We start from the raw sequence: 25,851 nt of genomic DNA, 5'->3' as shown, positions 1-25,851 counted from the left end.
TGTGGTCCTAGCGGCGGATGCCGCTGGTGGCCCGGTCCCTGCCGGTCAGATCCAGATGGGTCTCGATCTTCTCCCAGTGCCCGGAGGCGGCAAACATTGCGGCCATGGCCTCGGCCTGGACCTCTGCGTGCTCCATGACGAAGAAGCCGCCGGGGCGCAGCAGCCGTGCGGCGGAGGCCTCCGCGGCCCGTGGCAGGACCATTCCGTCCTCCCCGCCGCCGTACAGCGCCATGGCCGGGTCGTGGTCGCGGGCCTCGGGCTCGCGCGGGACCGCGTTGGCCGGGATGTAGGGCGGGTTGGACACGACCACGTCGCAGCTGCCGTCGAGCTCGGGCAGCGCGTCGGCCAGGTCCCCCTTGACCAGGTGCACGCCCAGCGGTTCGAGGTTGCGCGCCGCGTAGCCGAAGGCGTCATCGGAGAGCTCCACCGCATGCACGCGGGCACCCTTCAGCTCGTGGGCCAGGGACCCGGCGATGGCCCCGGACCCGGTTCCCAGGTCCACCAGCAGCGGCTGGACCAGGCCGGCGGCGAAGTCGATGGCCAGCTGGACCACCGATTCGGTCTCGGGGCGCGGGACGAACACCCCCGGGCCCACCGCCAGGTCCAGGTAGCGGAAGTGGGCGAGCCCGGTGAGGTGCTGCAGCGGGATGCGGGTCGCGCGCTTGGAAACCAACAGCGCGTACGCCTCGGCATCCCCGGCGGTGAAGCACTCCCCCATCATCACCATGGAGGCGAGCCGGCCGCGGGAAATGCCCAGCACGTGGGCGGCCAGCAGCTCGGCGTCCACCCGCGGGGAGGGGACTTTCGCCGCCTCGAGGACGGCGGCGGCACCGCTGAGCACCTGCGCCAGCGGCCTGCCGAAACCCGGTTCGCTCACTTGTTGTGCCTAGCCCTTGTCCCCGCCGATGGCGTCAAGGCGCTGCTGCTCGTCCATCTCGATGCAGGAGTTGATCAGCGGTTCGAGCTCGCCGTTCATCACGTGGTCGAGGTTGTACGCCTTGTAGCCGGTGCGGTGGTCCGCGATCCGGTTTTCCGGGTAGTTGTAGGTGCGGATGCGCTCGGAGCGGTCCATGGTGCGCACCTGGGACTTGCGGATGTCGGAGTTCTCCGCGTCGATGATGGCCTGCTGGTGGGCCAGCAGGCGCGAACGCAGCACGCGCATCGCGGCCTCGCGGTTCTGGATCTGCGACTTCTCGTTCTGCATGGCCACCACGATGCCGGTGGGGATGTGGGTCAGGCGCACCGCGGAGTCGGTGGTGTTCACCGACTGGCCGCCGGGGCCCGAGGAGCGGTAGACATCGACCTTCAGGTCGTTCGGGTGGATGTCGACCTCTTCGGGCTCGTCGACCTCGGGCAGGATCAGCACGCCGGCGGCCGAGGTGTGGATGCGGCCCTGGGATTCGGTCTGCGGCACGCGCTGGACGCGGTGCACCCCGCCCTCGAACTTCAGGTGCGCGTAGACGCCCTGGGCCGGGTCGTTGGACTTGCCCTTGATGGCCATCTGGGCGTCCTTGTAGCCGCCGAGGTCCGACTCGTTGAAGGAGATCAGCTCGGTCTTCCAGCCCATGTTCTCCGCGTAGCGGGTGTACATGCGCAACAGGTCCGCGGCGAACAGCGCCGCCTCGTCGCCGCCTTCCCCGCCCTTGACCTCGAGGATCACGTCGCGTGCGTCGTTGGGGTCGCGCGGGATCAGCAGCCGGCGCAGCTTCTCCTCGAGCACGGGCAGCTTCACCTCGAGCTCGGCGACCTCTGCGGCGAAGTCCGGGTCCTCGTCGGCCATCTCGCGGGCAGCCTCGAGGTCCTCGGTGGCCTGCTTCCAGCGCTTGTGCGCCTCGACGATCCCGTTGAGTTCGGCCGAGCGGCGCCCGAGCTTGCGGGCCATCGCCTGGTCCTGGTAGACGGCGGGGTCCGAGAGCTGCGCCTGGAGGGCTGCGTGCTCATCGAGAAGGCCCTGTACGGACTCAAACATGTTTCAACTTCTTTCACTACGACTGGTTCCCAGTGTAGGGAACGAAGGAGGATCTTGGGGGTGCGGATGCGGTGCCGGTGTTAACGACCAACGCCCAGCCTCACCGGCGCCGGGAATCCGGGCACGGTGAAACTGGGCGTGTAGGGCAGCTAGGCGTCGTTCTTGGAGCCCAACGTGGTCTTGTTGATGAGCATCAGGAACTCGGCGTTCGAGGAGGTCTCGCGGATCTTGCCCGTGAGGGTCTCCAGCGCCTGCTGGGTGTCCAGGCCCGAGAGCACGCGGCGCAGGCGCCACATGATGCGAACCTCGTCCGGCGAGAGCAGCTTCTCCTCGCGGCGGGTGCCCGACTCGTTGACGTCGACTGCCGGGAAGATGCGCTTGTCCGCGAGCTTGCGGCTCAGGCGCAGCTCCATGTTGCCGGTGCCCTTGAACTCCTCGAAGATGACCTCGTCCATCTTGGACCCGGTCTCCACCAGCGCGGTGGCCAGGATGGTCAGCGAGCCGCCGTTTTCGATGTTGCGTGCGGCACCGAAGAAGCGCTTGGGCGGGTACAGTGCCGAGGAATCGACACCGCCGGAGAGGATGCGCCCGGAGGCCGGGGCGGCCAGGTTGTAGGCACGGCCCAGGCGGGTCATCGAGTCCAGCAGGACCACGACGTCCATGCCCATTTCCACCAGGCGCTTGGCGCGCTCGATGGCCAGCTCGGCAACGGTGGTGTGGTCGTCCGCCGGGCGGTCGAAGGTCGAGGCGATGACCTCGCCCTTGACGGTGCGCTGCATGTCGGTGACTTCTTCGGGACGCTCGTCAACCAACACCATCATGAGGTGGACCTCTGGGTTGTTGATGGTGATGGCGTTCGCGATGGACTGCAGGATCAGCGTCTTGCCGGCCTTCGGCGGCGAGACGATCAGGCCGCGCTGGCCCTTGCCGATCGGGGCGACCAGATCGATGACGCGCGGGCCGACGAGCTTCGGGTCGGTTTCCAGGCGCAGGCGCTCGGTCGGGTACAGCGGGGTCAGCTTGGAGAAGTCGACGCGGTTGGTGTTCTCCTCCGGGGCCTTGCCGTTGATCGCGGTGAGCTTGACCAGGGCGTTGAACTTGGCGCGCGAGTTGGCGTTCTCGTTTTCGCGGGGGGCGCGGATGGCGCCAACCACTGCATCGCCCTTGCGCAGGTTGTACTTCTTGACCTGGTTCAGCGTGACGTAGACGTCCGACGGGCCGGCGAGGTAGCCGGAGGTGCGGATGAACGCGTAGTTGTCCAGCACGTCCAGGATGCCGGCGACCGGAAGCAGCACGTCCGTGTCGCTGAACTCGGTGTCATCGACATCGGGCTGGTTGCGGTTGCGGCCGCGGCGGTTGTTGCGGTCCGTACGGTCGTTGCGATCGTTGCGATCGTTCCGGTCGTTCCGGTCGTTGCCGCGATCCGGGCGGTCGTTCCGGTCGCGGTTGCGGTCGCGGTTGCGTTCGTTGCGCTCGCGGTTGCGTTCGCGGCGGTTGGCGGCACGGTCTTCGGAACCTTCGCGGACCCGGTCCTCGGAGCGGTCGGCCGACTTCGTGTCGTTCGAGCGGTCGTTGGAGCGGTCGTTGGAGCGGTCGTTCGAGCGAACCTCGGCCGGCTTCTCCTCGGGTGCCTCGGCGTTGTCGCCGTGCTCGGAGGAATCGTTGTTGTTGCTCTCGCGGCGGTTGCGGTTGCGGTCGCGGCGGTTGCGGTTGCGCTCGTGGCGGTCGCCGCGCTCGTTGCGTGGCTCGTTGCTGTCCTGGTTCGACTCGGAGGAGTCGGTGGACTCGGCCGATGCCTGCTCGGGCGCGGCGGATGCCTCGGCCGGGGCCTCGGCGGCTGCGGTTCCGGTCGACTCGGCACGGCGGTTGCGGGTGTTGCGGCGCGGTGCGCGCTCTTCGCTGGCCGGTGCCTCGGTGGCCTTGGCCTCGGGAGCCGGAGCCTCGGTGGTCTTCGGCTCGGCGGCGACCGGTGCGGTTTCCGCGGCAGGGGCAGCGGTTCCGGAGGAATCGGCGCGGCGGCTGCGGGTGCGGCGGGCCGGCGCTTCGGCCTTGGCCTCGGCGGCCGGGGCTGCAGCGGTCTCGGTTTCGGCGGGCTTGCTTGCCGTCTTGGCAGCGCTCTTGGCCGGGGTCTTCGCGGCGGTCTTGGCGGGGGCCTTCGACTCTGCCTTGGCGGGGGCCTCGGTCTTGGCCTCGGCCTTGGGCTCTGCCTTGGCCTTGGCGTCGCGGTCGGCCACGGAACCGCCACGTTGGTGGTTCGAGATCGCGGTGACAAGATCGTTCTTGCGCATCCGCGAACCGCCGGTGATACCCAGCTGGGACGCAAGCACCTGCAATTGTGCAAGTTTCAGGCCGGCAAGTCCGCCGCCCTTGGATGCGTTGTTTTCTTCCACGCCTGCAATAAGGCTGGTGGTTTCGGTCACGAAGGTTCCTTCCCCCTCGTCGGGCGGATTTCATCAGAGAGATCCGCAGCTATTGACTACCCCTTGTTCCCGCGTCAGATGCGGGAAAAGGTTCGGCCGTGCACCGCCTCGCAAAAACGGGGCATGTGCGTCGGTCGATCGTAAGACACACCAAGGGATCGAATCACCAACATGGTTGACGGTTTCAATCGGATGGTGTGGGTGTGCCTGCTCGCCTCGGCGAAAATGGTTTGTGATGATCAAATTCCCCAAGATCCGCCCGCCGCGGCGGGGGAAGGAATTGATGGCTGCACGAAACGCAATGAATCATCCACTGGAATCCGGATGTTTCTTTTCAGGCGGGTGCTAAAGCACTTCTACTCTAACACCCGTTGGCGGTACGGACTCAATCCGGACACGCCAGGTTGTTTCGCCGTGGCTTTCCGCGAACGCGAAAACGGCCGCTGCGGCCTCCTTGGCCTGGGCCTGCCCGGCGCACAGCACCAGCACCGTGGGTCCGGCCCCGGAGACCACTGCCGCATGCCCCGCCGCCCGCAGCCGGGCAATCAGCGCGGCGCTGGGCTCCATGGCCGGCGCCCGGAAGCCCTGGTGCAGGAAGTCCTCGGTGCCGACCAGCAGCACCGACGGGTCATGGGCCAGGGCGTGGATGAGCAGGCCCACCCGTCCCCCGTTGGCCGCGGCCACCGCATGCGGCACGGTCGCAGGCAGCAGCCCGCGCGCCATGGCGGTGGACAGCTCGACGTCGGGAATCGCGATGACCGGGACGATGTCTTCGTGCAGCTTCCCTTGCACCGTGCCGAATCCGGCCTCGGTGCTCCAGGACAGCGTCAACCCGCCGTAGACGGCCGGGGCGACGTTGTCCGGGTGACCCTCCCAGCGCGAGGCGGCCTGGAAGATTTCCTCCAGCGGGACCTGCGACGCGGCGGGGAGCAGCGCGTTCGCGGCGGCCAGCGCACTGACCATGGCCGCGGCGCTCGATCCCATGCCGCGGCCGTGCGGGATGTTGTTGCTCGCCTCGATGCGCAGCCCGGCCGGCTCGAAGCCCAGTTCCGCCCAGCGCTCCAGGATCGTCCGGGCGATCAGGTGGGTCTCGTCGGTGGGCAGCGTGTCGGCGCCCTCCCCGGTGACTTCCACGCTGACGCCGGGCTCGGCGAGGGTGTGCACCACCAGGGTGTCGTACACCCCCAGCGCCAGGCCCAGCACGTCGAAGCCGGGCCCCAGGTTCGCGCTCGTGGCCGGCACGTGGACGGCAATGGTTTGTCCGGCTTGGATCTGCGCCATCTTGTGCTTGTTTTCCCTACTCTGGAGTGCTTGGCCTAGGCCAGGCCGAGGGCCGAGGCCACCGAGACGACGTCGAAGGCGACCTTGGTCGGGGTGACGGGCGATCCGTCGGCGGTCTTCAGGGCCCAGTCCGGGTCCTTCAGTCCGTGGCCGGTCACCGTGATGACGATCTTCTTGCCCGCCGGGACGTTGCCCGCTGCGTGGTGCTTGATGATCCCGGCGACTCCCGCGGCGGAGCCCGGCTCCACGAAGACGCCCTCGCGGGAGGAGAGCCAGCGGTGCGCGGCGAGGATCTCCGTATCGGTCACCGAGTCGATGATTCCGCCGGATTCGTCGCGGGCCTCTTCGGCCTGCTGCCAGGAGGCGGGGTTGCCGATGCGGATGGCGGTGGCGATGGTGTCGGGCTCGGTCACCGGGTGGCCCAGCACGATGGGGGCCGCGCCGGCGGCCTGGAAGCCCCACATGATGGGGGTCTTGGTGGACACCGGTGCGAGGACCTCGCCGGCGAAGTTGGTGTACTCGGAAGCGTACTCCTTGTAGCCCTTCCAGTAGGCGGTGATGTTGCCCGCGTTGCCAACCGGCAGCACGTGGTAGTCCGGGGCGTCGCCCAGGGAGTCGACGACCTCGAAGGCGCCGGTCTTCTGGCCCTCGATGCGGGCGGGGTTCACCGAGTTCACCAGGAACACCGGGTAGTTTTCGCTGAGCTTGCGGGCGACCTCGAGGCAGTTGTCGAAGTTCCCGTCGATCTGGATGATGTCGGCACCGTGCGCGATCGCCTGGGACATCTTGCCCATGGAGATCTTTCCGTCCGGCACCAGCACGGCGCACTTGAGCCCGGCCTGGGTGGCGTAGGCGGCGGCGGAGGCCGAGGTGTTGCCCGTCGAGGCGCACACCACTGCCTTCGCGCCGGCGGCGACAGCGGCGGTCATCGCCATGGTCATTCCGCGGTCCTTGAAGGAGCCGGTCGGGTTCATGCCCTCGACCTTGAGGTAGACCTCGGAGCCGGTGAGCGCGCTCAGTGCGGGGGCGAACACCAAGGGCGTGCCGCCCTCGCCCAGGGTGATGACCCGGGTGTTTTCGTCAACGGGCAGGCGTTCGGCATATTCGCGGATGACTCCGCGCCACTGGTGGGCCACTTAGTTTCCTTCAACTCGCAGGACAGAGGTTACTTCTTGGACGGCGGCCAGCGCGGAGACTGCGGCCACGGTGGCGGCAAGCGCCGATTCGGTGGAGCGGTGGGTGACGATGCGCAGGTCCGCGACCCCGCCGTTGGTTTCCGGCCTCACTGTCTGGCGCAGCGTCTCGATGGAAACCCCGTGCTGGGCAAAGATCGCGGCGATGGCGGCCAGCACGCCGGGCTCGTCGGTGACGCGCAGCCCGATCCAGTAGCTGGTGGCGATGTCGGCGAAGTCCATGACCTGCACCTTTTGCTGCGCGGCGATGGCCGGAAGCGGGCCTCCGGAGACCACGCGGCGGGCCACCGCGACGGTGTCGCCCAGCACGGCCGAGGCGGTCGGGGCTCCCCCGGCGCCGGCGCCGTAGAACATCAGTTCCCCGGCGTTTTCGGCCTCGACGAAGACCGCGTTGAACGCGCCGTGGACGGCGGCCAGCGGGTGGTTGCGGCGCAGCAGGGTCGGGTGCACGCGCACCCCGATGCCCTTGGCGCCGCGTTCGGCGATGGCCAGCAGCTTGATGACCATGCCCGCGTCCTTGGCCGCCGCGACGTCGGCCGCGGTGATCTTGGTGATGCCCTCGCAGTGCACGTCTTCGAGCGAAAAGTCGGTGTGGAAGGCCAGCGACGCGAGGATCGCGGCCTTGGCGGCGGCGTCGTGCCCCTCGACATCGGCTGTCGGGTCGGCCTCGGCGTAGCCCAGGTCCTGGGCCTGGCCCAGCACGTCCTCGAACGCGGCACCGGTGGTGTCCATGGCGTCGAGGATGAAGTTGGTGGTGCCGTTGACGATGCCCATGACCTTGGTGATCCGGTCCCCGGAGAGGGAATCGGAGATCGGGCGCAGGATCGGGATGGCGCCGGCGACGGCTGCCTCGTAGCGCAGCTGGGCGCCGGATTCGAAGGCCAGCGCGTTCAATTCCGCGCCCCGGGCCGCGAGCAGCGCCTTGTTGCCGGTGACCACCGAGGCGCCGCGGGACAGTGCCCGGCGAATCAGGGAACCGGCCGGCTCGAGGCCGCCGAGCAGCTCGATGACGATGTCGGCGCCGTCGACCAGCGCCTCGGCGTCGGTGGTGAACAGGTCCGCGGGCAGATCCACGTCGCGCTTGGCGGCGGTGTTGCGCACGGCAATGCCCGCCAGTTCAAGGTTCGCGCCGGCACGGTCGGCCAGCACCGCCGCATCCTGTGTCAGGATGCGGGCAACCTGGGATCCCACGTTGCCGCAGCCCAGCAGGGCCACCTTCAATGTCTTCACGTTTTTACTTTGCTCCCAAGTCGCGGGCCAACAGGTCGGCTTCGGTTTCCCTGCGGATGATGGCGCGGGCCGCGCCGTTGCGCACCGCCACCACGGCGGGGCGTCCCAGGTAGTTGTAGTTGCTGGCCAATGCCCAGCAGTATGCCCCGGTGCCGGGCACCGCGAGCAGGTCGCCTGCGGCAACATCCTCGGGCAGGTAAACATCCCGTACGACTATGTCACCGGATTCGCAGTGTTTGCCAACCACGCGGGAAACAATCGGGTCACTTTCCGTCACACGGGAAGCGAGCACCGCGGTGTAGTCCGCGTCGTAGAGCACCGGGCGGGCGTTGTCGCTCATCCCGCCGTCCACCGAGACGTAGCGGCGCGGCACCAGGGAGCCGTCGGCGGTTTCCACCTGGACGGACTTGCGCACGCCGGCCTCGTAGAGGGTGAAAGTGGAGGTTCCGGCGATGGCGCGGCCCGGTTCGATGGAGATCCGCGGGACCGCCAGGCCCAGCTCGGCGGCGGTGTCGCCCACGACCTTGGCCATCGCGGCGGCCAGCACGGCCGGTGTGCTGGGGGTGTCGACCTCGGTGTAGGCGATGCCGTAGCCGCCGCCCAAATCCAGCTCGGGCAGCTCGACGCCATGGTCCTTCTTGACCTGTGCCAGGAAGCCGAGCATCTTCTGCGCGGCCAGGGCGAAGCCCTCGGACTCGAAGATCTGCGAGCCGATGTGCGCGTGCAGGCCCAGCAGGTTCAGCTCCTGGTGCTCCAGCGCGAAGCGCACGGCTGCGGCGGCCGGGGAAACGTCCTCGCCCACCGGGATCATCGAGAGCCCGAACTTCTGGTCCTCGTGGGCGGTGGCGATGAATTCGTGGGTGCTGGCGTGCACGCCCGGGGTCAGGCGCAGCATCACGTTGGCGCGCTTGCCGGTTTCCCTGGCCAGGTCCGCGACGCGCTCGAGCTCGTCGAGCGAGTCCACGACGATTCGGCCCAAATCCGCCTCCAGGGCGGTGCGGATCTCGGTGACGGATTTGTTGTTCCCGTGCAGCGAGAGGTTCACGGCGGGCACGCCCGCAACCCGGGCCACTGCCATTTCCCCGCCGGAGCAGGTGTCCAGGCGCAGGCCCTCGGCGGTGACCCAGCGGGCGACCTCGATGCTCAAAAACGCCTTGCCGGCGTAGTAGACATCCACCCCGCCGCACAGGTCCTTGAACGCCTCGTCGAAGGCCTGCTTGAAGCCGCGGGCACGGGCGCGGAAGTCGTCCTCGTCGAGCACGAACAGCGGGGTGCCGAACTCGCGGGCGAGCTCCTTGACGCCGATGCCCTGGACGGCCAGTTCGCCGTCCGCGGACCGGGCGACGCCGGCGGCCCATTCGATGGGACGCAACGCGTTGGCGTCCTGCGGGAAGGACAGCCAGGAAGGTGCAAGTGGTGAAATGGCCATGGTGGGGTCCTTACATCTTTTCCGGTGCGGACACGCCCAACAGGTCAAGCCCGTTGGCCAGGACCTGGGTGGTGGCGTCGTTGAGCCAGAGGCGGGTGCGGTGGATGGGCTCGACGGTGCCGTCGCCCACGGGGGTCACGCGGCAGGCGGCGTACCAGGAGTGGTAGGCGCCGGCGAGCAGCTCGATGTGGCGGGCCACGCGGTGCGGTTCGCGGTGCGTGGCTGCCTGGGCGACGACCGAGGGGAACTGCCCCAGGGCCGCGAGCAGGTCGTTCTCGGTTTCGTGGACCAGCAGCGTGGCGTCGAAGTCGGTGCGCTCAACGCCCTTCTCCACGGCGTTGCGGCTGGCGGCGCGGGAGCGTGCGTGGGCGTACTGGACGTAGAACACCGGGTTGTCGTTGGTGTTCTTCTTGAGCTGCTCCGGGTCGATGGTCATCGGCGAATCGGCCGGGTAGCGGCCCAGCGAGTAGCGCAGCGCGTCGGCGCCAAGCCAGTTGATCAAGTCGCGCAGTTCGATGATGTTGCCGGCGCGCTTGGACAGGCGGGCGCCGTTCACGGAGATCAGCTGGCCGATCAGCACCTCGATGTTGACCTTCGGGTCGTCGCCGGCCGCCGCGGCGATGGCCTTGAGGCGGTTGACGTAGCCGTGGTGGTCGGCGCCGAGCAGGTAGATCTTCTCGGTGAAGCCGCGGTCCTTCTTGGACAGGTAGTAGGCGGCGTCGGCGGCGAAGTAGGTCGGCTCCCCGTTGGCGCGGATCAGCACGCGGTCCTTGTCGTCGCCGAAGTCGGTGGTGCGCAGCCAGACCGCGCCGTCGGTGTCGTCGATGTGGCCCTGCTCGCGCAGGCGCGCCACGGCGTCCTCGACCGCTCCGCCGGCGTGCAGTTCCTGCTCGGAGAAGAACACGTCGAACTCGACGCCGAAGTCGTTGAGGGTTTCCTTGATGTCGGCCATCTGCGCCACGTAGGCGGCGTGGCGGACGATCGGCAACGCCGCTTGCTGGGTCAGGTTGCGGATGTCCGGGTGCGCGTCGGCCACCGCATCGGCAAGTTCCTTGATGTACCCGCCCGGGTAGCCGCCCTCGGGCACGGGCAGCCCGTGCAGGCGGTTGTAGACCGACAGGGCAAAGATGTTCATCTGGTTGCCGGCGTCGTTGATGTAGTACTCGGAGGTGACGGTCGCGCCGCTGGCCTTGAGCACGCGGGCGATCGAGTCGCCCAGGGCCGCCCAGCGGGTGTGGCCGATGTGCAGCGGGCCGGTGGGGTTCGCGGAGACGAACTCCATGTTGATCTCGTGGCCCACCAGCGCCTCGTTGGTGCCGTAGGCGGCACCGGCCTCGACGATGGTCTTGGCCAGTTCGCCGGCGGCGCCGGCCTCGAGGGTGATGTTCAAGAATCCCGGTCCGGCGATCTCGACCTTGGCGACTCCGTCGGCATCGGCCAGGCGGGTGGCCAGGACCTTGGCGAAGTCGCGCGGGTTCATGGACGCCTTCTTGCCCAGCTGCAGGGCGATGTTGGTGGCCCAGTCCCCGTGGTCGCGGCTCTTGGGTCGCTCCACTCGCACGCTCTCGGGTACGTCGACGGAAATCTGGCCGGCGGCGACGGCGTCGCGGAGGCAAGCGGAAATGGCTGTGGAGAGTTCTTCAGGAGTCACCACTCAAGGATAACCGGGCGCGCGGGCCGCTGCCGCCGATGTGACGGAGCGACGTCGCACACATCAGGTGCTCTTTTGGGCACCGCCGAGGAGGGGCGCGAAGCCCGATTTGTCATTCCCCGCCTGGCACCTGCTAAGCTCGTCTACGTTCCCAGCCGGAATTCGTTTTGCGAGCACGTTTCGCACTCCGGCATTGCCCTCGTAGCTCAGGGGATAGAGCGTCCGCCTCCGGAGCGGAAGGTCGAAGGTTCGAATCCTTTCGAGGGCACCGATGAAAAGCTCCCGTTTGCCAGGTCATCCTGGTGGACGGGAGCTTTTTTCATGCCCGGGCCCCGGCCCGGGGCCTCTACGGGGCCGGAAAATGCGGGCCGGAAGTTAAATTAAGCGGCCCCCGTGGTGACGGCGAATCTCCACGGGGGCCTAACCGCCGCTCCTTTGAGAAAAGGTGCATTGGCTACGCATGAGACTACAGCCAATGGTGCCGCGGCCACCAATTGGCAGCACGTGTCTTCCCCCACAGGCCGCAACCGACGCAGGCAGACAGCGGGTTTGACGCGCGTCGGGAACGCGCACGGAGCTAGCGGCCGATGCCGTTCTCGTAGGAGTACACCACGATCTGCACCCTGTCGCGCAGTGCCAACTTGCGCAGGATCGCCCCGATGTGGGTCTTGACCGTCGATTCGCTCAGGAACAGGCGCCCGGAGATCTCCTGGTTGGTCAGCCCCAGCGCCACGGCGTTGAAGACCTCCCGTTCCCGCTCGGTCAGCTCCAGGTAGGGCACGGGAACCTCGGGCACCGGGAGGGGCTCGTCGCGCAGCAGCGCGGCCAGGGACTGCGGGGCGATCACGGCGTTTCCGCCGTGCACCGCACGGATCGCTTCGCAGACGAACTCCGGGGTGCTGTCCTTCAGGAGGAACCCGCTGGCGCCGTGGCGGACCGCGGTGGCGGCGTGCTCGTCCCAGTCGAAGGTGGTGAGCATGATGACCTTCGGGAGCCTGCCGAAGCGCCCGGTGGTGTCCTCGAAGATCTTGCGGGTGGCTTCGACCCCGTCCATCGGCGACATCTGCACGTCCATCAGCACCACGTCCGGGCCGTGGGCGGCGATCTCCCCCAGCGCCTCGGTGCCGTCGGCTGCCTGCGCCACCACGGCCATGTCGGGCTGGGCGCCGATGATCACGGCCAGGCCGGAGCGGAAGAGCTGCTGGTCGTCGACCAGGGCCACGCGGATCTTGGGGTGGGTCAACGTCTCATCCATTCGGTGTTGATCGGGAAGGTCGCGGCGATCGTGAACAGGTCGGGGGCGCCGGCCACCCCGTCCTCGGTGTCGATGCTCAGGGTTCCGGAGAGGCTGGCCAGGCGCTGGCGCATGCCCGCGATCCCGGTCCCGGTGCGCGTCGAGGCGGCGGAGGACTCAAAGTAGTTTGTCACGCTCAGTGTGTAGCTGGTGGCACCCCAGTAGTGCCGCACGTAGATCGGGGTGGTGGAGCAGCCGTGGTGCAGCGCGTTGGCGAGCATCTCCTGGATGATCCGCCGGGTGGCCGGAACGATGTCCGCCGGCAGCGGCACCGGTTCCCCCAGGGTTTCCTCGCTGACCTCGTACCCGGTGCCGCGCACGTTTTCCAGGATGGCGGAGATCTCCGAGGTCCGCGGGGCCAGCAACCCCATTTGCGCGGTCGCCAGCGCCAGGCTGCGCGTCGCCGGGTGCCCGGGTCGCGCGGCCGCCGTCCTGGTGTCGGCCGACGGTGTCTGCGTCGGCCGGGTGTCCGCTGGCCTGGTTTCGGCGGTTTGCGAGAGCACCTGGCGCACCTCGCCCAGTGAGCGGCGGGCCGCGTCGGCAATGGTGCCGGTGGTCTCGCGGATGCGGGCGACATCGTGATCCGGGATGAAACGGATCGAGTCCGCCTGCGCGATGATCACGGCCAGGGAGTGGCCCACCACGTCGTGCACGTCGCGGGCCAGCGCAGCGTTCTCGGCCCGCAGCCGGGCCAGCTCCAGGGCGCTGTCGGCTTCCTCGCGGGCCCGGGCGGAGCCGCGTTCGGCGGTTTGCTTGCCGGCGAACAGCCGCACCAGCAACCCCAGCAGCCACGGCAGGGTCATCACCGAGGCGACCACCACGAAGATCGCGACGACCTGGTTGCGGGCGGGCCAGGCATTGGAGTCCATGGCGGCGAAGAGCGGACCGGAGACCCAGGACCCGACGCGCGCGATGTACAAGGTGCCCAGCACCGAGCCAACCGCGATCGAGGCTCCGGCCAGGAACACCCAGAGCCGGGTGCCGAAGCGGGCCACCATCCCCACCACGTACAGCGCGGCCAGCTGGGCCAGGTCGACGTCGAATCCGCCGAGCATCTGCAGCAGCGTTCCCACCCAGATAAGGGACAGCGCCACCCCGGGCAGCACCCGCGCGCAGCCGATGGCCACGGCCGCGGCCAGCACGAAGAGCGCGATGTCCGCCAGGTAGCTGCCGGATATCCGCGCCATGAAGAGGAATTCGTGGCAGAGCACCACCAGCGCCAGGAACATGAACGCCGCCGTGACATCGGAGCGCCATCCCCACCGCCCGCGCCAGCGGATCGGTTCGTATCCCGGTTCGGGTGCGTCCACCGGCGCGCTCACCGGGTGCCCTCCGGCCCGATCGTGGCGCGGGCTCGCGCCGAGGCAGCTGCCGCCAAGCGGCGGGAAACGCAATTGTGCATGCCCACTACGTTAGACGTCCCCGTGCGGCGGCGGGTCACCCGCAGGTACCGCACGGCTCAGACGCAGGTACCGCATCACCGGGACGGGGTTCGGCCCGCGGCCCGATGCGCACGGCGCCGGATCCGCGAAGACTGGTGTCATGATGAGTTTTCCCTCCCAGCTTCCGCCTTCGCCGATGGCCCGGGCCATGCGCCTGGCCGCCGTTCTCACCGCGCTCGCCATGCTCACCGCCTCGGTCCTCGGGATCGCCTACGCCCTGAAGCCCTCCGCGGAGCCGGCAGCGGAGGCGGGGTTCGCTGCCGAGTCCGCGCTGCGGCACGGTCCAGCGTCCGCGGAAGGCACAAGCCTCGGGGCCATGTACGGCAACGGCAAGATCCCGCTCGCTGAGCTGGTGCGCATCGGACCGGGCCGCTACCTGGCACCGGAGGCCGCGGCCGCGTTCACCGAGCTCGCCGCGGGGCTGCGCCAGGCAGGGTACGCGGTGAAGGTGAATTCGGCCTACCGGAGCCAGGCCGAACAGGAGGGACTGATCAAGCGCTACGGGTTGCTCTCCGAGGGCGGCACGGCGGCCGCGGTGGGAACCAGCGAGCACGGGCTGGGCATCAGCGTGGACATGACTCTTTCCGGGGAGGCACTGCGCTGGATGGAATCTCATGCCGCACACCACGGATTCGGCAACACCGTGGCCGGCGAACCCTGGCACTGGGCCTATGTGGGGGCGCGCTAGGACATCCACAACACCCGGTGCTCAAGGTACTCGGCGGCCCGCGCGGCGGCGACGCGTTTGACCAGCTCGATCGGTAGCGGCGCATCGTGCGGCAGCTGGATCGAGCCCTTGCCCGTCTTGTGGCCGATGAGTTCCCCGGCGAGCGCCTCGCGGGAACTCGGCGTGGTGTAGAGGTTGATGTGCTTGGCGAACACGGCGTAGGAGACAAGGATGGTGCCGTCCACGAAGGCCGGCTGCCCCCACTTGACCTGCACCTGCGCCCGCGGCAGTGCCTGGGCCAGGGCCCGGTGCAGCTGCTTGACCCTGGGGAGGAGTTCGGCCGGCACGTTCGCGAAGTACTCCTCGGGCGTGGCGCCCCTGATCTTGGCCATGGTGGTCCTTGCGTCGTTGGTTGCGGCATTGCCTGGTGTGGACGGGCCTCGGGGTTCCTCGACCGGGCACCACCCGGGCAACGTCCGCCGGTCCCTGGCACCCATTGTTCCCCACGGTCCGGGGCGGCCGCCGGGGAACCGGCGTCCCCCTGCCATTGGGGCCCTCGCGCCGCTAATCTGGATTCATGGCGGTGGTGGCGCGAGAAGGAGATGGAATCCATGGGTGTTGGCAATGATCCGCACGGTCTCTCCCTGATCCGCGGCACGCCCAGCGGCCCGGTGGAGGGAATGCAGGTCGGCGGCGTGCAGCGGTTCCTGGGCATCCCCTATGCCGCGGCGCCCGTCGGGGTCAACCGCTTCGCCCTTCCCACGCTGCCGGAGCCGTGGACCGATCCCCTGCCCGCGACGGCCCACGGGCCCACCGCCTGGCAACTCCCGTATGCCGGGGCCCTGGGCCGGTTGCTGCCCACGAAGGGCATTCCCGGGGACGGGTGCCTGAACGTGAATGTGTACGCCCCGGACAAGCATTCCCCGGTGCCGCGCCCGGTGCTGGTGTGGATCCACGGCGGGTCGCTGCAGCACGGCGCCAATTCCCTGGAGGGCTACGACGGCACGGCCTTTGCGCGCGATGCGGTGGTCTTCGTCGCGGCCAACTACCGGCTGGGTGCCGAGGGGTTCTCGGTGCTGGAGGATGCCCCGCTGAACCTGGGGCTGGCCGATGTCATTGCCGCCCTGGAGTGGGTCAAGGCCAACATCGCATCCTTCGGCGGGGACCCCGGACAGGTCACGGTCATGGGGCATTCGGCCGGCGGCTCCCTGGTGGCCGCGCTGCTGGCCCACCCCCGCGCGGCGTCGCTGGTCTCCCGGGCCATCATCCAAAGTGCCCCGTTGTCGGCCCAGCCGGTGAACCGGGCCAGGCGGATGACGCAGAAGATCGCCACGGACCTGGGCATCGGGGCAACCCGCGAGGAATTCGGTGCCCGCACCCCCGCCGAGCTGCTGGCCTCCCTCCAGCGGGTGTCCACCGGGGCCGGCCCGCTGGAGGGCGGGTCCTCCCATGCGCTGGCGATCGATGGGCAGCTTGTCCCCGAGGACCCGCTGGCGGCGATGCTCGCCGGTGCCGGGAAACAGATCCCGCTGCTGATCGGCACCACCAGCGAGGAGGCCCGGCTGTGGCTGGTGCCCTCGGGCCGCGCGGAAAAGATCACCAAGTTCCATCTGGCCCTGGCCCGGCGCAAGGCCGGGATCCCGCACGCGGCTCAAAAGCTCTTCGCGCACAACCGCCCCGGTGCGGGCCCTGGCGAGCTGCTCGGCGCACTGGCCACCGACAAGCTCCTGCGGGTGCCGATGTACAAGCTGGCCGATGCCCGGCACTACGCCGGGGCGCAGACCCAGGTGTACGAGTTTGCGTGGCACAGCCCCGTGGAGGAACTGGGTGCGGCGCACGGCACCGAGCTGCCCTTCGTCTTTGACAACCTGGCCACGGCCGACGCCATCGGGCTGGTGGGGAATGCGGCGCCGCAGTCGCTGGCCAGCGCCATGCACGAGGCATGGGTGTGCTTTGCCACCATGGGGATCGCCGAGTGGCCGACCTGGGACATGCGCCGCCCGGTGAAGACCTTCAACGGGCTGGGCAACGAGGTGGTCCTCTCCCCGCGGGAGGACGAGGCCGAATCCCTGGGCTGAGGCCCCGGACCCGGCCGCCGGTGCCCCGCCGCCCGAGGCACCGGGGGCACCATGCCCCGTCGGGGCTTCTCCCCCGCCCTCCGAGCGCCACGCGCGGCCGGTTCCGGGCCGGGAGGAAGCCGATGGAACCGCGGATCGGCTAGCGTACCTAGTGGAACGCACGGTTCGGACGCCCGGTTCGGATGCGGGAAAGTTGCAGACATGTTTACTGGTGCCTGGTGGTGGGCGACAGCGCTGGTCGTCATCGATTTGGCCATCCGCGTCCTGGCGATCATCTTCGTTCCCCGCAACCGGCGCCCGACCGCCGGGATGGCGTGGCTGCTGGCGATCTTCCTGATCCCCTACTTCGGGGTCATCGCCTTCCTGCTGATCGGCTCCCCCAAGCTGCCGCGCAAGCGCCGCGAGGTGCAAGACGAGATCAACACGTTCATGCGCGCCGTCAGCGCGGAGGAGCGCCTCGAGGACACCCATGGAAACAACCCCGCGTGGTTCAACTCGCTGGTCCGGATGAACGCCACCTACGGCGGGCTGCCGCTGCTGGCGGGCAATTCCGGGACGCTGCTGAGCGACTACGAGCAGACCATCCGGGCCATGGCCGAAGCCGTCGACGGCGCCACCGCGTACGTGCACGTGCAGTTCTACATCCTGAGCGTCGATGCGACCACCGCCGGCTTCTTCGACGCGCTGGAGCGGGCCATCGCGCGCGGGGTGACGGTGAACGTGATGCTCGACCACTGGGCCTCTCGCGGCAAGAAGGACTATGCGGCCACCAAGGCCCGGCTGGATGCGATGGGCGCGAACTGGACGTTGATGCTCCCGCTGCAGCCGCTCAAGGGCAAGTTCCAGCGCCCCGACCTGCGCAACCACCGCAAGATCCTGGTCATCGACGGCACCGTGGGCTACATGGGCTCGCTGAACATGATCTCCCGGGACTACAACGTGAAGAAGAACATCAAGCGCGGGCTGAAGTGGAAGGAACTGGTCGTGGAGCTGCGCGGCCCGGGCGTCTCGACGCTGGACGCGGTGTTCATCTCCGACTGGTACTCCGAGACCGGCGAGGTCATCATCCAGGGCGTGCGCCGGGCCGAGCTGGTGTCCGGTGGCGAAAACCTCTCGCGGCTGAGCAGCGCGCTGATCGACCACCGTGCCGATGCCGGGACCATGCTCATCCAGGTGGTGCCCTCGGGCCCGGGGTTCGAGCGCGAGAACAACCTGCGGCTCTTCCTGGGGCTGATCCACGCGGCCCAGCGGCGCATCGTGATCACCTCCCCGTACTTCGTGCCCGACGAGTCGCTGCTGTATGCGATCAGCTCCGCGGTGGCGCGCGGAATCCCGGTGGACTTGTTCGTCTCCGAGATCGGCGACCAGGCGCTGGTCCACCACGCACAACGGTCCTACTACGAGCAGCTGCTGCGCGCCGGGGTGAGCATCTTCCTCTATCCCGCCCCGTACATCCTGCACGCCAAGCACTTCACCATCGACGACGAGGTGGCGATGATCGGCTCCAGCAACATGGACATGCGGTCCTTCAGCCTGAACATGGAGGTCTCGATGCTGGTGCGCGATGCCGAATTTGTGGCGCGGATGCGCGCGGTCGAAGACGAATACCGCGAGGTCAGCCGGTTGCTGACGCTTGAGGAATGGATGCGCCAGCCGCTGCGCTCCACGGTTCTGGACAACCTGGCCCGGCTCACCTCCGCCCTGCAGTAGCCCCGGCACCCTGCCGCCTGCCTCCACTGCCGGCGCACCGCCGGGAAACCGGGAAACCGGGGAGCCGGCACCTCGGCACGATGCGCAACATGCCACCGCTGCCGGCCACCCGGGCGCGCGGGACACGGAAGGAGCCGCACTCCCCCCTCGGGGCGTGCGGCTCCTTCCTCGCTTGTTTCCCGCCAAACCGGTGCGGCGGCCTGCTACTGCAGCATTGTCCGGTCGTCGAGCTGGGCGCCCTTGATCTTCTCGAACTCGTGCAGCAGGTCCGGAACGGTCATCTTCGCCTTCTGCGCCGAGTCCAGGTCCAGGATGATCTGCCCGTCATGCATCATGATCAGCCGGGACCCCAGGCGCAGGGCCTGTTCCATGTTGTGCGTGACCATCAGCGTGGTCAGCTTGTGGCGTTCGACGATTTCCTCGGTCAGCCGGGCCACCAGGGCGGCGCGCTGCGGGTCGAGGGCGGCGGTGTGCTCGTCGAGCAGCAGGATCTCGGGTCCGGAGAACGTGGCCATCAGCAGGCTCAGCGCCTGGCGCTGGCCGCCGGAAAGCAGTCCGACCTTGGCCTTGAGCCGGTTTTCCAGCCCGAGTTCCAGGGAACGGAGCTCCTCGACGAACTGCTCGCGCTTGCGCTTGTTCACCCCGGGGTTCAGCCCGCGGAACTTGCCCCGGCCCAGGGCCAGGGACATGTTCTCCTCTATGGACATGTTCGGCGCGGTGCCGGCCATCGGATCCTGGAAGACCCGCCCGATGTACTTGGCGCGCGCGTGGTCCGGAAGCCGGGTGACTTCCTTGCCGCCGATGCGCACGGTCCCGGAGTCCGGCTGCAGCTTGCCGCCGACCATGTTCAGCACCGTCGACTTGCCCGCGCCGTTGGAACCGATCACCGTGACGAACTCGCCCGAGGTGAGCTCCAGGTTGATGTCGCGCAACGCCTTGCGTTCATTGACGGTGCCCGGGAAGAAGGTCTTGTTCAGGTTGCTGATCTCAAGCATTGGTTTCCACCTCTTCCTTCACGCCGTTGGGCTGGACGGCCTTGCCGCGGATGCGGATGCGGTTGGCGAACTTTCCGAATCCCTTCCATTGCGGAAGGATCAGCGCGACGACCACCAGCACCGCGGAGATCAGCTTCATGTCGTTGACCTCCAGGCCGGCGTTCAGTGCCAGCTGGATGACCAGGCGGTAGACGACCGAGCCGAAGACGACGGCCAGGGCCGCGATCCAGATGAACTTCTGCCCGAAGATGGCCTGGCCCACGATGACCGAGGCCAACCCGATGAGGATCACGCCGATGCCCATGCCGATGTCGGCGAAGCCCTGGAACTGGGCGATGATGGCTCCGGAGAAGCCGACCAGGCCGTTGGAAAGCGCCAGGCCCAGGATCTTCTGGTTGTCGGTGCTCACCCCGAAGGACCTGATCATTTCCTCGTTGTCGCCGGTGGCGCGCATGGCCAGCCCGACGTCGGTGCGCAGGAACCAGACGATAATCGCCACGGCGACCAGGCAGCCGGCGAACATCAGGCCCACGGAGGTCCAGGTGCCCAGCAGCTGGTTTTCGCGCATGAACGACAGGACCGTCGTCTCGCCCAACAGCGGGGTGTTGGCCTTGCCCATGATGCGCAGGTTGATCGAATACAGGGCGATCATGGTCAGGATGCCGGCCAACAGCCCATCGATCTTGCCCTTGGTGTGCAGCAGACCGGTGATGACACCGGCGAGGCCGCCGATGAAGAAGGCGAAGATCGTGGCAATGAACGGGTTGATGCCATTGACGATGGATATGGACGCGACTGCCGCGCCGGTGGTGAAGCTTCCGTCGACGGTCAGGTCGGGGAAGTCAAGTATGCGGAAGGTCAGGTAGACCCCGAGTGCCATGATCGCGTAGATCAGGCCTAGTTCAACCGCGGTGATCATGGGTGGATCCTTGCGTTTCGAGTGTTGGGTTAATGGCGGTGGCCGGTCGGAGTAGACCGACCGGCCACCGGGGTTTGGACCGAGTTGCGGTCGTGTTTACTTGTAGGTTTCCGCTGCTTCGGAGAGCATGTCTGCCGGGAAGGTCAGGCCGATCTTCTCCGCCGCGGTGGTGTTCAGGTAGAGCTCGACCTTGGTGATGGTCTCAACCGGCATGGTTTCCGGCTTGGCCTCGCCCTTGAGCAGCTTCACTGCCATGGCTGCGGTCTGCTCTCCGAGCTTCTCGTAGTTCAGGCCGTAGGTGGCGGTGGCGCCGCGCTTGACGGACTCGCCGTCGGCGGAGATCACCGGGATCTTCTTGTCCTGTGCGGTCTGCAGCAGGCCTTCGAGCGCCGAAACCACGGCGTTGTCGGTCGGGACGTAGAACGCGTCGACGTCCAGGCCCGAGGCTGCCTGCTGGACCTCGGAGGAAGCCGAGATGGCCTTCTCCTCGATGGTCAGGCCCAATTCGGCTGCGGCATCCTTGGCCCACTGGACCTGGACGCCGGAGTTGACCTCGCCCGAGGAGTAGACGATTCCCACGGTCTTGGCGTCGGGCTTGATCTTCTTGAGCAGTTCGAGCTGTTCCTTGACCGGGTTCTTGTCCGAGGTGCCGGTGACGTTGGCGCCGGGTGCCTCGAGGCTGGAGACCAGCTTGGCTTCCATCGGGTCGGTGACCGCGGAGAAGAGCACGGGGATCTTGGTGATCGACTGGGCGGCGGCCTGGGCCGTCGGGGTGGCGATGGCCAGAACCAGGTCCATGTCCTTGTCGGAAGCGAATTTGCCCACGATCGAGGTGTTGGTGGCCTGGTCGGCCTGGGCGTTGGCGAAGTCGTACTTGACCTTGTCGTCGCCCGTGTAGCCGGCGTCCGCCATGCCCTTCTTGAATCCTGTGACCACGGCGTCAAGCGACGGGTGGGACACATACTGGGCAATGCCGATCGTCACCGGGCCGGCAGCTTCGGAAGAGCCGGTGGCCTCGGGGGTGGTGGATCCGCCGCATGCGGTGAGCACCAATGCGGTGGCAGCGACCCCGGCTGCGATCTGTACGGACTTGATGAATTTCATTGTGTTCCTTTCACGACGTGCGAGTGTCATTCCCGGTGCGCCGTCAGGGCCGCACAAGGGCGTTTTCAGGATTAGCCCAACCTCGGCCAATCGGCAGGAAGTTCTCCTCATGAATTCCTTTGATACTACATGTGAACCTACTCACATTTCTTCCATCTGGTATGAAATACAAGACAAACCATCGGACATTCATCTTGCCATCGTGCATCTTTCATGGAAAATTGCCGAAAATAAGACTATTGGTATCCCTGCGTCTTGAGAATCAGACGGTACCGTGGACAAAGCCGTGTTTTGACACTTTCTGCCCCCGCAGCGGACCCGCGGACCCGGGAATTGCGGCACCCCGCGCACTCCGCAGACACCGGGGCTGCGGCAGGAGGATTCGCCGGTGGCACTGGCATAGACTTGGGTCATCATGGCCCTGACGATTTCCTATCCCGAAGCCCTGCCCGTTTCCGCCCGACGCGACGACATCATGAAAGCCATCAAGGACAACCAGGTGGTCATCGTCGCCGGCGAAACCGGCTCCGGCAAAACCACGCAGTTACCCAAGATGCTCCTGGAGCTGGGTCTGGGCGAACGCGGCATGATCGGGCACACCCAGCCCCGCCGACTGGCCGCCCGCACCGTGGCCGAACGCATCGCCGAGGAACTGGGCACCACCATCGGCGCCGAGGTCGGCTTCCATGTCCGCTTCACCGGCGAGGTTTCCCGCTCCACCAAGGTCAAGGTGATGACCGACGGCATCCTGCTGGCCGAGATCCAGCGCGACAAGCTGCTCAAGAAGTACAACGCGATCATCATCGACGAGGCCCACGAACGCAGCCTCAACATCGACTTCCTGCTGGGCTACCTGCGCCGGATCCTGCCCAAGCGGCCCGACCTGAAGATCGTCATCACCTCGGCCACCATCGATCCGCAGCGCTTCGCCGAGCACTTCGCCGCGCCCGACCTCCAGGGCGAAGAGCCCGTTCCGGCACCCATCATCGAGGTCTCCGGGCGCACCTTCCCCGTCGAAACCCGCTACCGTCCGCTGAACCCGGCCGACGGGATGGACGAGGACGAGTTGGACCCCGACGCCCAGGTCGAGGACCGCGACCCGCTTGACGCGATCGCCGAGGCCGTGGACGAACTGGCCAAGGAGGCACCCGGGGACATCCTGATCTTCTTCCCCGGCGAGCGCGAGATCCGCGACGCCGCCGAGGTGCTGCGGGCCCGAGTGCAGACCAACAAGCGCCTGGCCGGCACCGAGATCCTGCCCCTGTTCGCCCGGCTCTCGCTGGCCGAACAGCACCAGGTGTTCAAGCCGGGGCGCAACCGGCGCATCGTGCTGGCCACCAACGTCGCGGAGACCTCGCTGACGGTGCCGGGCATCAAGTACGTCATCGACACCGGCACCGCCCGCATCTCGCGCTACTCCCACCGCACCAAGGTCCAGCGCCTGCCCATCGAACGGGTCTCGCAGGCCAGCGCCAACCAGCGCTCGGGCCGTTGCGGGCGCGTGTCCGACGGCATCGCCATCCGCCTCTACTCGCAGGAGGACTTCGAGACCCGGCCCGAGTTCACCGACCCGGAGATCCTGCGCACCAACCTAGCCGCGGTGATCCTGCAGATGAGCTCGATGGGCGTGGTGCGCACCGCGCGCGACGTCGCGGACTTCCCCTTCGTCCAGCCCCCCGATGCCAAGTCGATCAACGACGGCGTGGCGCTGCTGCGCGAGCTCGGCGCCCTGGACACCGGCACCGAGGCCACCATCACCACCATCGGCAAGTCGCTGGCGCAGCTGCCGGTCGACGTGCGCCTGGGCCGGATGATCGTGGAGGCCGGAAACCGGGGATGCGCCAAGGAGGTCATGGTGCTCGCCGCCGCCCTGTCCATCCAGGACCCGCGCGAGCGCCCCAGCGAGGAAACCGGCAAGCGCGAACGCGCCGCGGAGATGCACAAGCGCTTCACCGACGCGAAGTCGGATTTCTCCTCGCTGCTGAACCTCTGGCGCTACCTGCAGGAAAAGCAGAGGGAGCTCTCCTCCTCGGCCTTCCGCCGGCTGTGCAAGAACGAATACATCAACTACCTGCGCGTGCGCGAATGGCAGGACCTGTTCACCCAGCTGCGCCAGCTCGCCAAGCCGCTGGGCATCACCATCTCCCCGGAGCCGGTGGACGCCGCCGCCAACGAGGACGCCATCCACATCTCACTGCTGTCCGGGCTGCTGGGCCATGTGGGCTTCTGGGACGAACGCAAGCGCGAATACGTCGGCGCCCGCGGCACCCGCTTCTCGGTGTTCCCCGGATCGGCCCTCTCGCGCAAGAACACCGAGTGGGTCATGGCCGCCGAGCTGGTGGAGACCTCCCGGCTCTGGGCCCGCACCGTGGCGCGCCTGGATCCCAAGTGGGTCGAGGAGGTCGCCGGGGAACTGCTCAAGCGCAGCTACTCCGAGCCGCACTGGTCCCGGAACTCCGGCGCGGTCATGGGCTACGAGAAGCTCACGCTCTTCGGCCTGACCATCGTGCCGCGCCGCCGCATCCAGTACTCGCGCGTTGATCCGGAGCTCTGCCGCGAGCTGTTCATCCGCCATGCGCTGGTGGAGGGCGACTGGAAGACCCACCACAAGTTCTTCGCCCGCAACCGCCGGGTGCTCGAGGACATCGAGGAGCTCGAGACCCGGATGCGGCGCCGCGATTTGCGCGTGAGCGACGAGGACCTCTTCGATTTCTACGATGCGCGCCTGGGACCCGAGGTGCTCTCGGAGCGGCACTTCGACAGGTGGTGGAAGGCCGCCCGGCACGAGGATCCGACGCTGCTGGACTTCAACCCGGAGGACATGCTGGCCGCCGATGCCACCGAGCTGGACACCGACGCCTATCCGCGCACCTGGCGTCACGGCACCCTGGATTTGGATTTGGTCTACGAGTACAACCCGGCCGCCCGCGCCGGGGAGTCCGACGGCGTCTCGGTGCGCGTCCCGGTGCTCTTCTTGAACCAGCTGGACCCGGTGCGTTTCCGCTGGCTGATCCCGGGGCTGCGGGTCGAGCTGGTCACCGCGCTGATCAAGTCGCTGCCCAAGGCGATCCGGAAGAACTTCGTCCCCGCCCCCGACGTGGCCCGCACCGCAGTGGCCGCGCTGGAAGCCGACTTCAACCCGGAGACCGACGACCTGGCCGCATCCCTGGAGCTGGCGCTGCGCCGGCTCAAGGGCGTGGTCATCCCGCCCGGGTCCTGGAACTGGGACGCGCTTCCGCCGCACCTGCGCTTCACCTTCACCGTCATCGACGCCGAGGCTAAGATCCTGGACGAGTCCCAGGAGCTGGCCGTGCTGCAGCAGACCCTGGCCGCGGCCAACCGCTCGGCCCTGGCACGCTCGCTGGGCATCAAGCCCGGCGCGGCGCTGCCCGCCGCTGCCGACTCCGGCAACGGACCGGGCCGGGCCCCGGGCGCTGCATCGGCCCAGGCACGTGGCACGGCAGACAACCTGAAGGGCCGCGGGCAGAAGTCCGCCTCACGGCCCGGCGGCGCAACGGCCGTGGCCACCACGGTGTGGGAACGCAGCGGGCTGACCGACTGGGACACCGGGCTCGGCCTGGCCGGGTCCATCACCGAAAAGGTCGTCACCGAGGTCGCCGGGCAGCAGGTCACCGCCTACCCGGCACTGCTGGACACGGGCAGCGACGTGCGCCTGACGGTCTTCCGCAACCCGGCCGAGCAAATGGCAGCCCACCGCACCGGAGTCATCCGGCTGCTGCTGCTCAAGGTCCCCTCGCCCTCCCGGTACGTCCTTGACCACCTGAACAACACCGAGAAGCTGGTCTTCACGCAGAACCCGCACGGCAGCGTCGAGGCCTTGATCCGCGACTGCACCATGGCAGCGGTGGACAAGCTGGTCCCGGCCGGGCTGCCCTTCACCAAGGCGGCGTTCGACGCCCTGTACGAGAAGGTGCGCGCGGAGTTGATCGACACGGTCTTCACCGTGACCGCGATCGTGGAGAAGGTGCTTTCCGGGACCCGGCGGATCAACAAGGACATCAAGTCCGCCTCCTCGCTGGCGCTGGTCAACGCCTTGAACGACGTGAAGTCCCAGCTCGAGCAGCTGGTCTACCCGGGGTTCGTCGCCAAGACCGGCTACGCGCAGCTGGCCCAGCTGCCGCGCTACATCTCCGCCATCGAGAAGCGGTTGGAAAAGCTCGGCACCGGGCACCTGACGCGCGACAACGCCGCGACCCTGGACATCCAGGCGCTGGAGGACGAATACGATGCGGCCCTGGGCCAGCTGGTCCCCGGCGCCCGCACCCCGGCGCAACTGGCCGCGGTGAAGTGGATGCTCGAGGAATACCGGGTCTCGCTCTTCGCCCAGGAACTGGGCACCGCCTACTCGGTGTCCGCCAAGCGGATCCGCGCGGCCATGCGCGAGGGGCTGGCCGCTGCCAGGTAGCCCTTGGATGGCAAACCGAGGACGACAAAGGCTGCCCGGTTCG

Annotated in this window: 18 protein-coding genes and 1 tRNA gene; 5 read left to right on the top strand and 14 right to left on the bottom strand. The window is 68.0% G+C overall.

What is annotated here, in order from left to right; translation table 11 throughout:
- Positions 1-7: 7 nt before the first annotated feature.
- The 8 genes from prmC to argS all read right to left on the bottom strand — a co-directional run bounded on the left by prmC (position 8) and on the right by argS (position 11,173).
- A complete protein-coding gene (prmC, locus tag JOF46_RS10835; protein WP_209907294.1) occupies positions 8-877 on the bottom strand; it encodes a peptide chain release factor N(5)-glutamine methyltransferase in 870 nt (289 codons plus the stop codon).
- Positions 878-886: 9 nt separating this feature from the next.
- The gene (gene prfA / locus JOF46_RS10830; RefSeq protein WP_209907293.1) at positions 887-1,969 is read right to left on the bottom strand and encodes a peptide chain release factor 1; all 1,083 of its coding nucleotides are present in this window, start codon (positions 1,967-1,969) and stop codon (positions 887-889) included.
- Between the two features lie 149 nt (positions 1,970-2,118).
- On the bottom strand, positions 2,119-4,389 hold the full coding sequence (gene rho, locus JOF46_RS10825) for a transcription termination factor Rho (RefSeq protein WP_209907292.1): 2,271 nt from the start codon (positions 4,387-4,389) through the stop codon (positions 2,119-2,121).
- A 345-nt stretch (positions 4,390-4,734) separates the two neighbouring features.
- Complete coding sequence (thrB, locus tag JOF46_RS10820) at positions 4,735-5,670, bottom strand: homoserine kinase (RefSeq protein ID WP_209907291.1); 936 nt, start codon at positions 5,668-5,670, stop codon at positions 4,735-4,737.
- 35 nt (positions 5,671-5,705) lie between these two features.
- Positions 5,706-6,806 carry a threonine synthase gene (gene thrC, locus JOF46_RS10815; RefSeq protein ID WP_209907290.1) on the bottom strand — a complete coding sequence of 367 codons (1,101 nt, stop codon included), beginning with the start codon at positions 6,804-6,806 and terminating at the stop codon, positions 5,706-5,708.
- Complete coding sequence (locus tag JOF46_RS10810; RefSeq protein ID WP_209907289.1) at positions 6,807-8,093, bottom strand: homoserine dehydrogenase; 1,287 nt, start codon at positions 8,091-8,093, stop codon at positions 6,807-6,809.
- 4 nt (positions 8,094-8,097) lie between these two features.
- Positions 8,098-9,522, bottom strand: coding sequence for a diaminopimelate decarboxylase (gene lysA, locus JOF46_RS10805; protein ID WP_209907288.1), 1,425 nt, complete (start codon positions 9,520-9,522; stop codon positions 8,098-8,100).
- Positions 9,523-9,532: 10 nt separating this feature from the next.
- Complete coding sequence (argS, locus tag JOF46_RS10800) at positions 9,533-11,173, bottom strand: arginine--tRNA ligase (protein WP_209907287.1); 1,641 nt, start codon at positions 11,171-11,173, stop codon at positions 9,533-9,535.
- Positions 11,174-11,368: 195 nt separating this feature from the next.
- Between argS and JOF46_RS10795 the strand changes: the two genes are divergently transcribed.
- A tRNA-Arg gene (locus JOF46_RS10795) sits at positions 11,369-11,441 on the top strand.
- A gap of 309 nt (positions 11,442-11,750) precedes the next feature.
- On the opposite strand, the gene JOF46_RS10790 is transcribed toward JOF46_RS10795, so the two are convergent.
- Both JOF46_RS10790 and JOF46_RS22720 read right to left on the bottom strand, forming a co-directional pair.
- A complete protein-coding gene (locus JOF46_RS10790) occupies positions 11,751-12,428 on the bottom strand; it encodes a response regulator (protein WP_209907286.1) in 678 nt (225 codons plus the stop codon).
- Positions 12,413-13,789 (bottom strand): sensor histidine kinase, encoded by a 1,377-nt coding sequence (locus tag JOF46_RS22720; protein ID WP_209907285.1) that lies wholly within the window; start codon positions 13,787-13,789, stop codon positions 12,413-12,415. The genes JOF46_RS10790 and JOF46_RS22720 overlap by 16 nt, the downstream gene beginning before the upstream one ends.
- A 220-nt stretch (positions 13,790-14,009) precedes the next feature.
- On the opposite strand from JOF46_RS22720, the gene JOF46_RS10780 reads away from it, so the two are divergent.
- A complete protein-coding gene (locus JOF46_RS10780; protein ID WP_209907284.1) occupies positions 14,010-14,597 on the top strand; it encodes a D-alanyl-D-alanine carboxypeptidase family protein in 588 nt (195 codons plus the stop codon).
- Here JOF46_RS10780 and JOF46_RS10775 read toward each other — a convergent pair.
- A complete protein-coding gene (locus tag JOF46_RS10775) occupies positions 14,594-14,968 on the bottom strand; it encodes an iron chaperone (RefSeq protein ID WP_209907283.1) in 375 nt (124 codons plus the stop codon). The genes JOF46_RS10780 and JOF46_RS10775 overlap by 4 nt on opposite strands.
- A 219-nt stretch (positions 14,969-15,187) precedes the next feature.
- Here JOF46_RS10775 and JOF46_RS10770 point away from each other — a divergent pair, with 219 nt between their 5' ends.
- Entirely contained in the window at positions 15,188-16,654 is a 1,467-nt protein-coding gene (locus JOF46_RS10770; RefSeq protein WP_209907282.1) for a carboxylesterase/lipase family protein, read from the top strand.
- A 201-nt stretch (positions 16,655-16,855) separates the two neighbouring features.
- Complete coding sequence (gene cls, locus JOF46_RS10765; protein ID WP_209907281.1) at positions 16,856-18,364, top strand: cardiolipin synthase; 1,509 nt, start codon at positions 16,856-16,858, stop codon at positions 18,362-18,364.
- 203 nt (positions 18,365-18,567) lie between these two features.
- Here the strand turns inward: cls and JOF46_RS10760 are convergent, their stop codons facing one another.
- From JOF46_RS10760 to JOF46_RS10750, 3 genes are all read right to left on the bottom strand, one after another.
- Complete coding sequence (locus JOF46_RS10760; protein WP_209907280.1) at positions 18,568-19,359, bottom strand: ABC transporter ATP-binding protein; 792 nt, start codon at positions 19,357-19,359, stop codon at positions 18,568-18,570.
- A complete protein-coding gene (locus JOF46_RS10755) occupies positions 19,352-20,278 on the bottom strand; it encodes an ABC transporter permease (protein ID WP_209907279.1) in 927 nt (308 codons plus the stop codon). The genes JOF46_RS10760 and JOF46_RS10755 overlap by 8 nt, the downstream gene beginning before the upstream one ends.
- A gap of 96 nt (positions 20,279-20,374) precedes the next feature.
- Positions 20,375-21,382: an ABC transporter substrate-binding protein gene (locus tag JOF46_RS10750; RefSeq protein WP_209907278.1), complete on the bottom strand. Its 1,008-nt coding sequence runs from the start codon at positions 21,380-21,382 to the stop codon at positions 20,375-20,377.
- 415 nt (positions 21,383-21,797) lie between these two features.
- Between JOF46_RS10750 and hrpA the strand changes: the two genes are divergently transcribed.
- Positions 21,798-25,808 carry an ATP-dependent RNA helicase HrpA gene (gene hrpA / locus JOF46_RS10745; protein WP_209907277.1) on the top strand — a complete coding sequence of 1,337 codons (4,011 nt, stop codon included), beginning with the start codon at positions 21,798-21,800 and terminating at the stop codon, positions 25,806-25,808.
- The last annotated feature ends 43 nt before the right edge of the window (positions 25,809-25,851 follow it).

This window comes from Paeniglutamicibacter psychrophenolicus (assembly GCF_017876575.1).
GTDB lineage: Bacteria > Actinomycetota > Actinomycetes > Actinomycetales > Micrococcaceae > Paeniglutamicibacter > Paeniglutamicibacter psychrophenolicus.
This window is presented reverse-complemented; position numbering and strand designations above follow the sequence as displayed.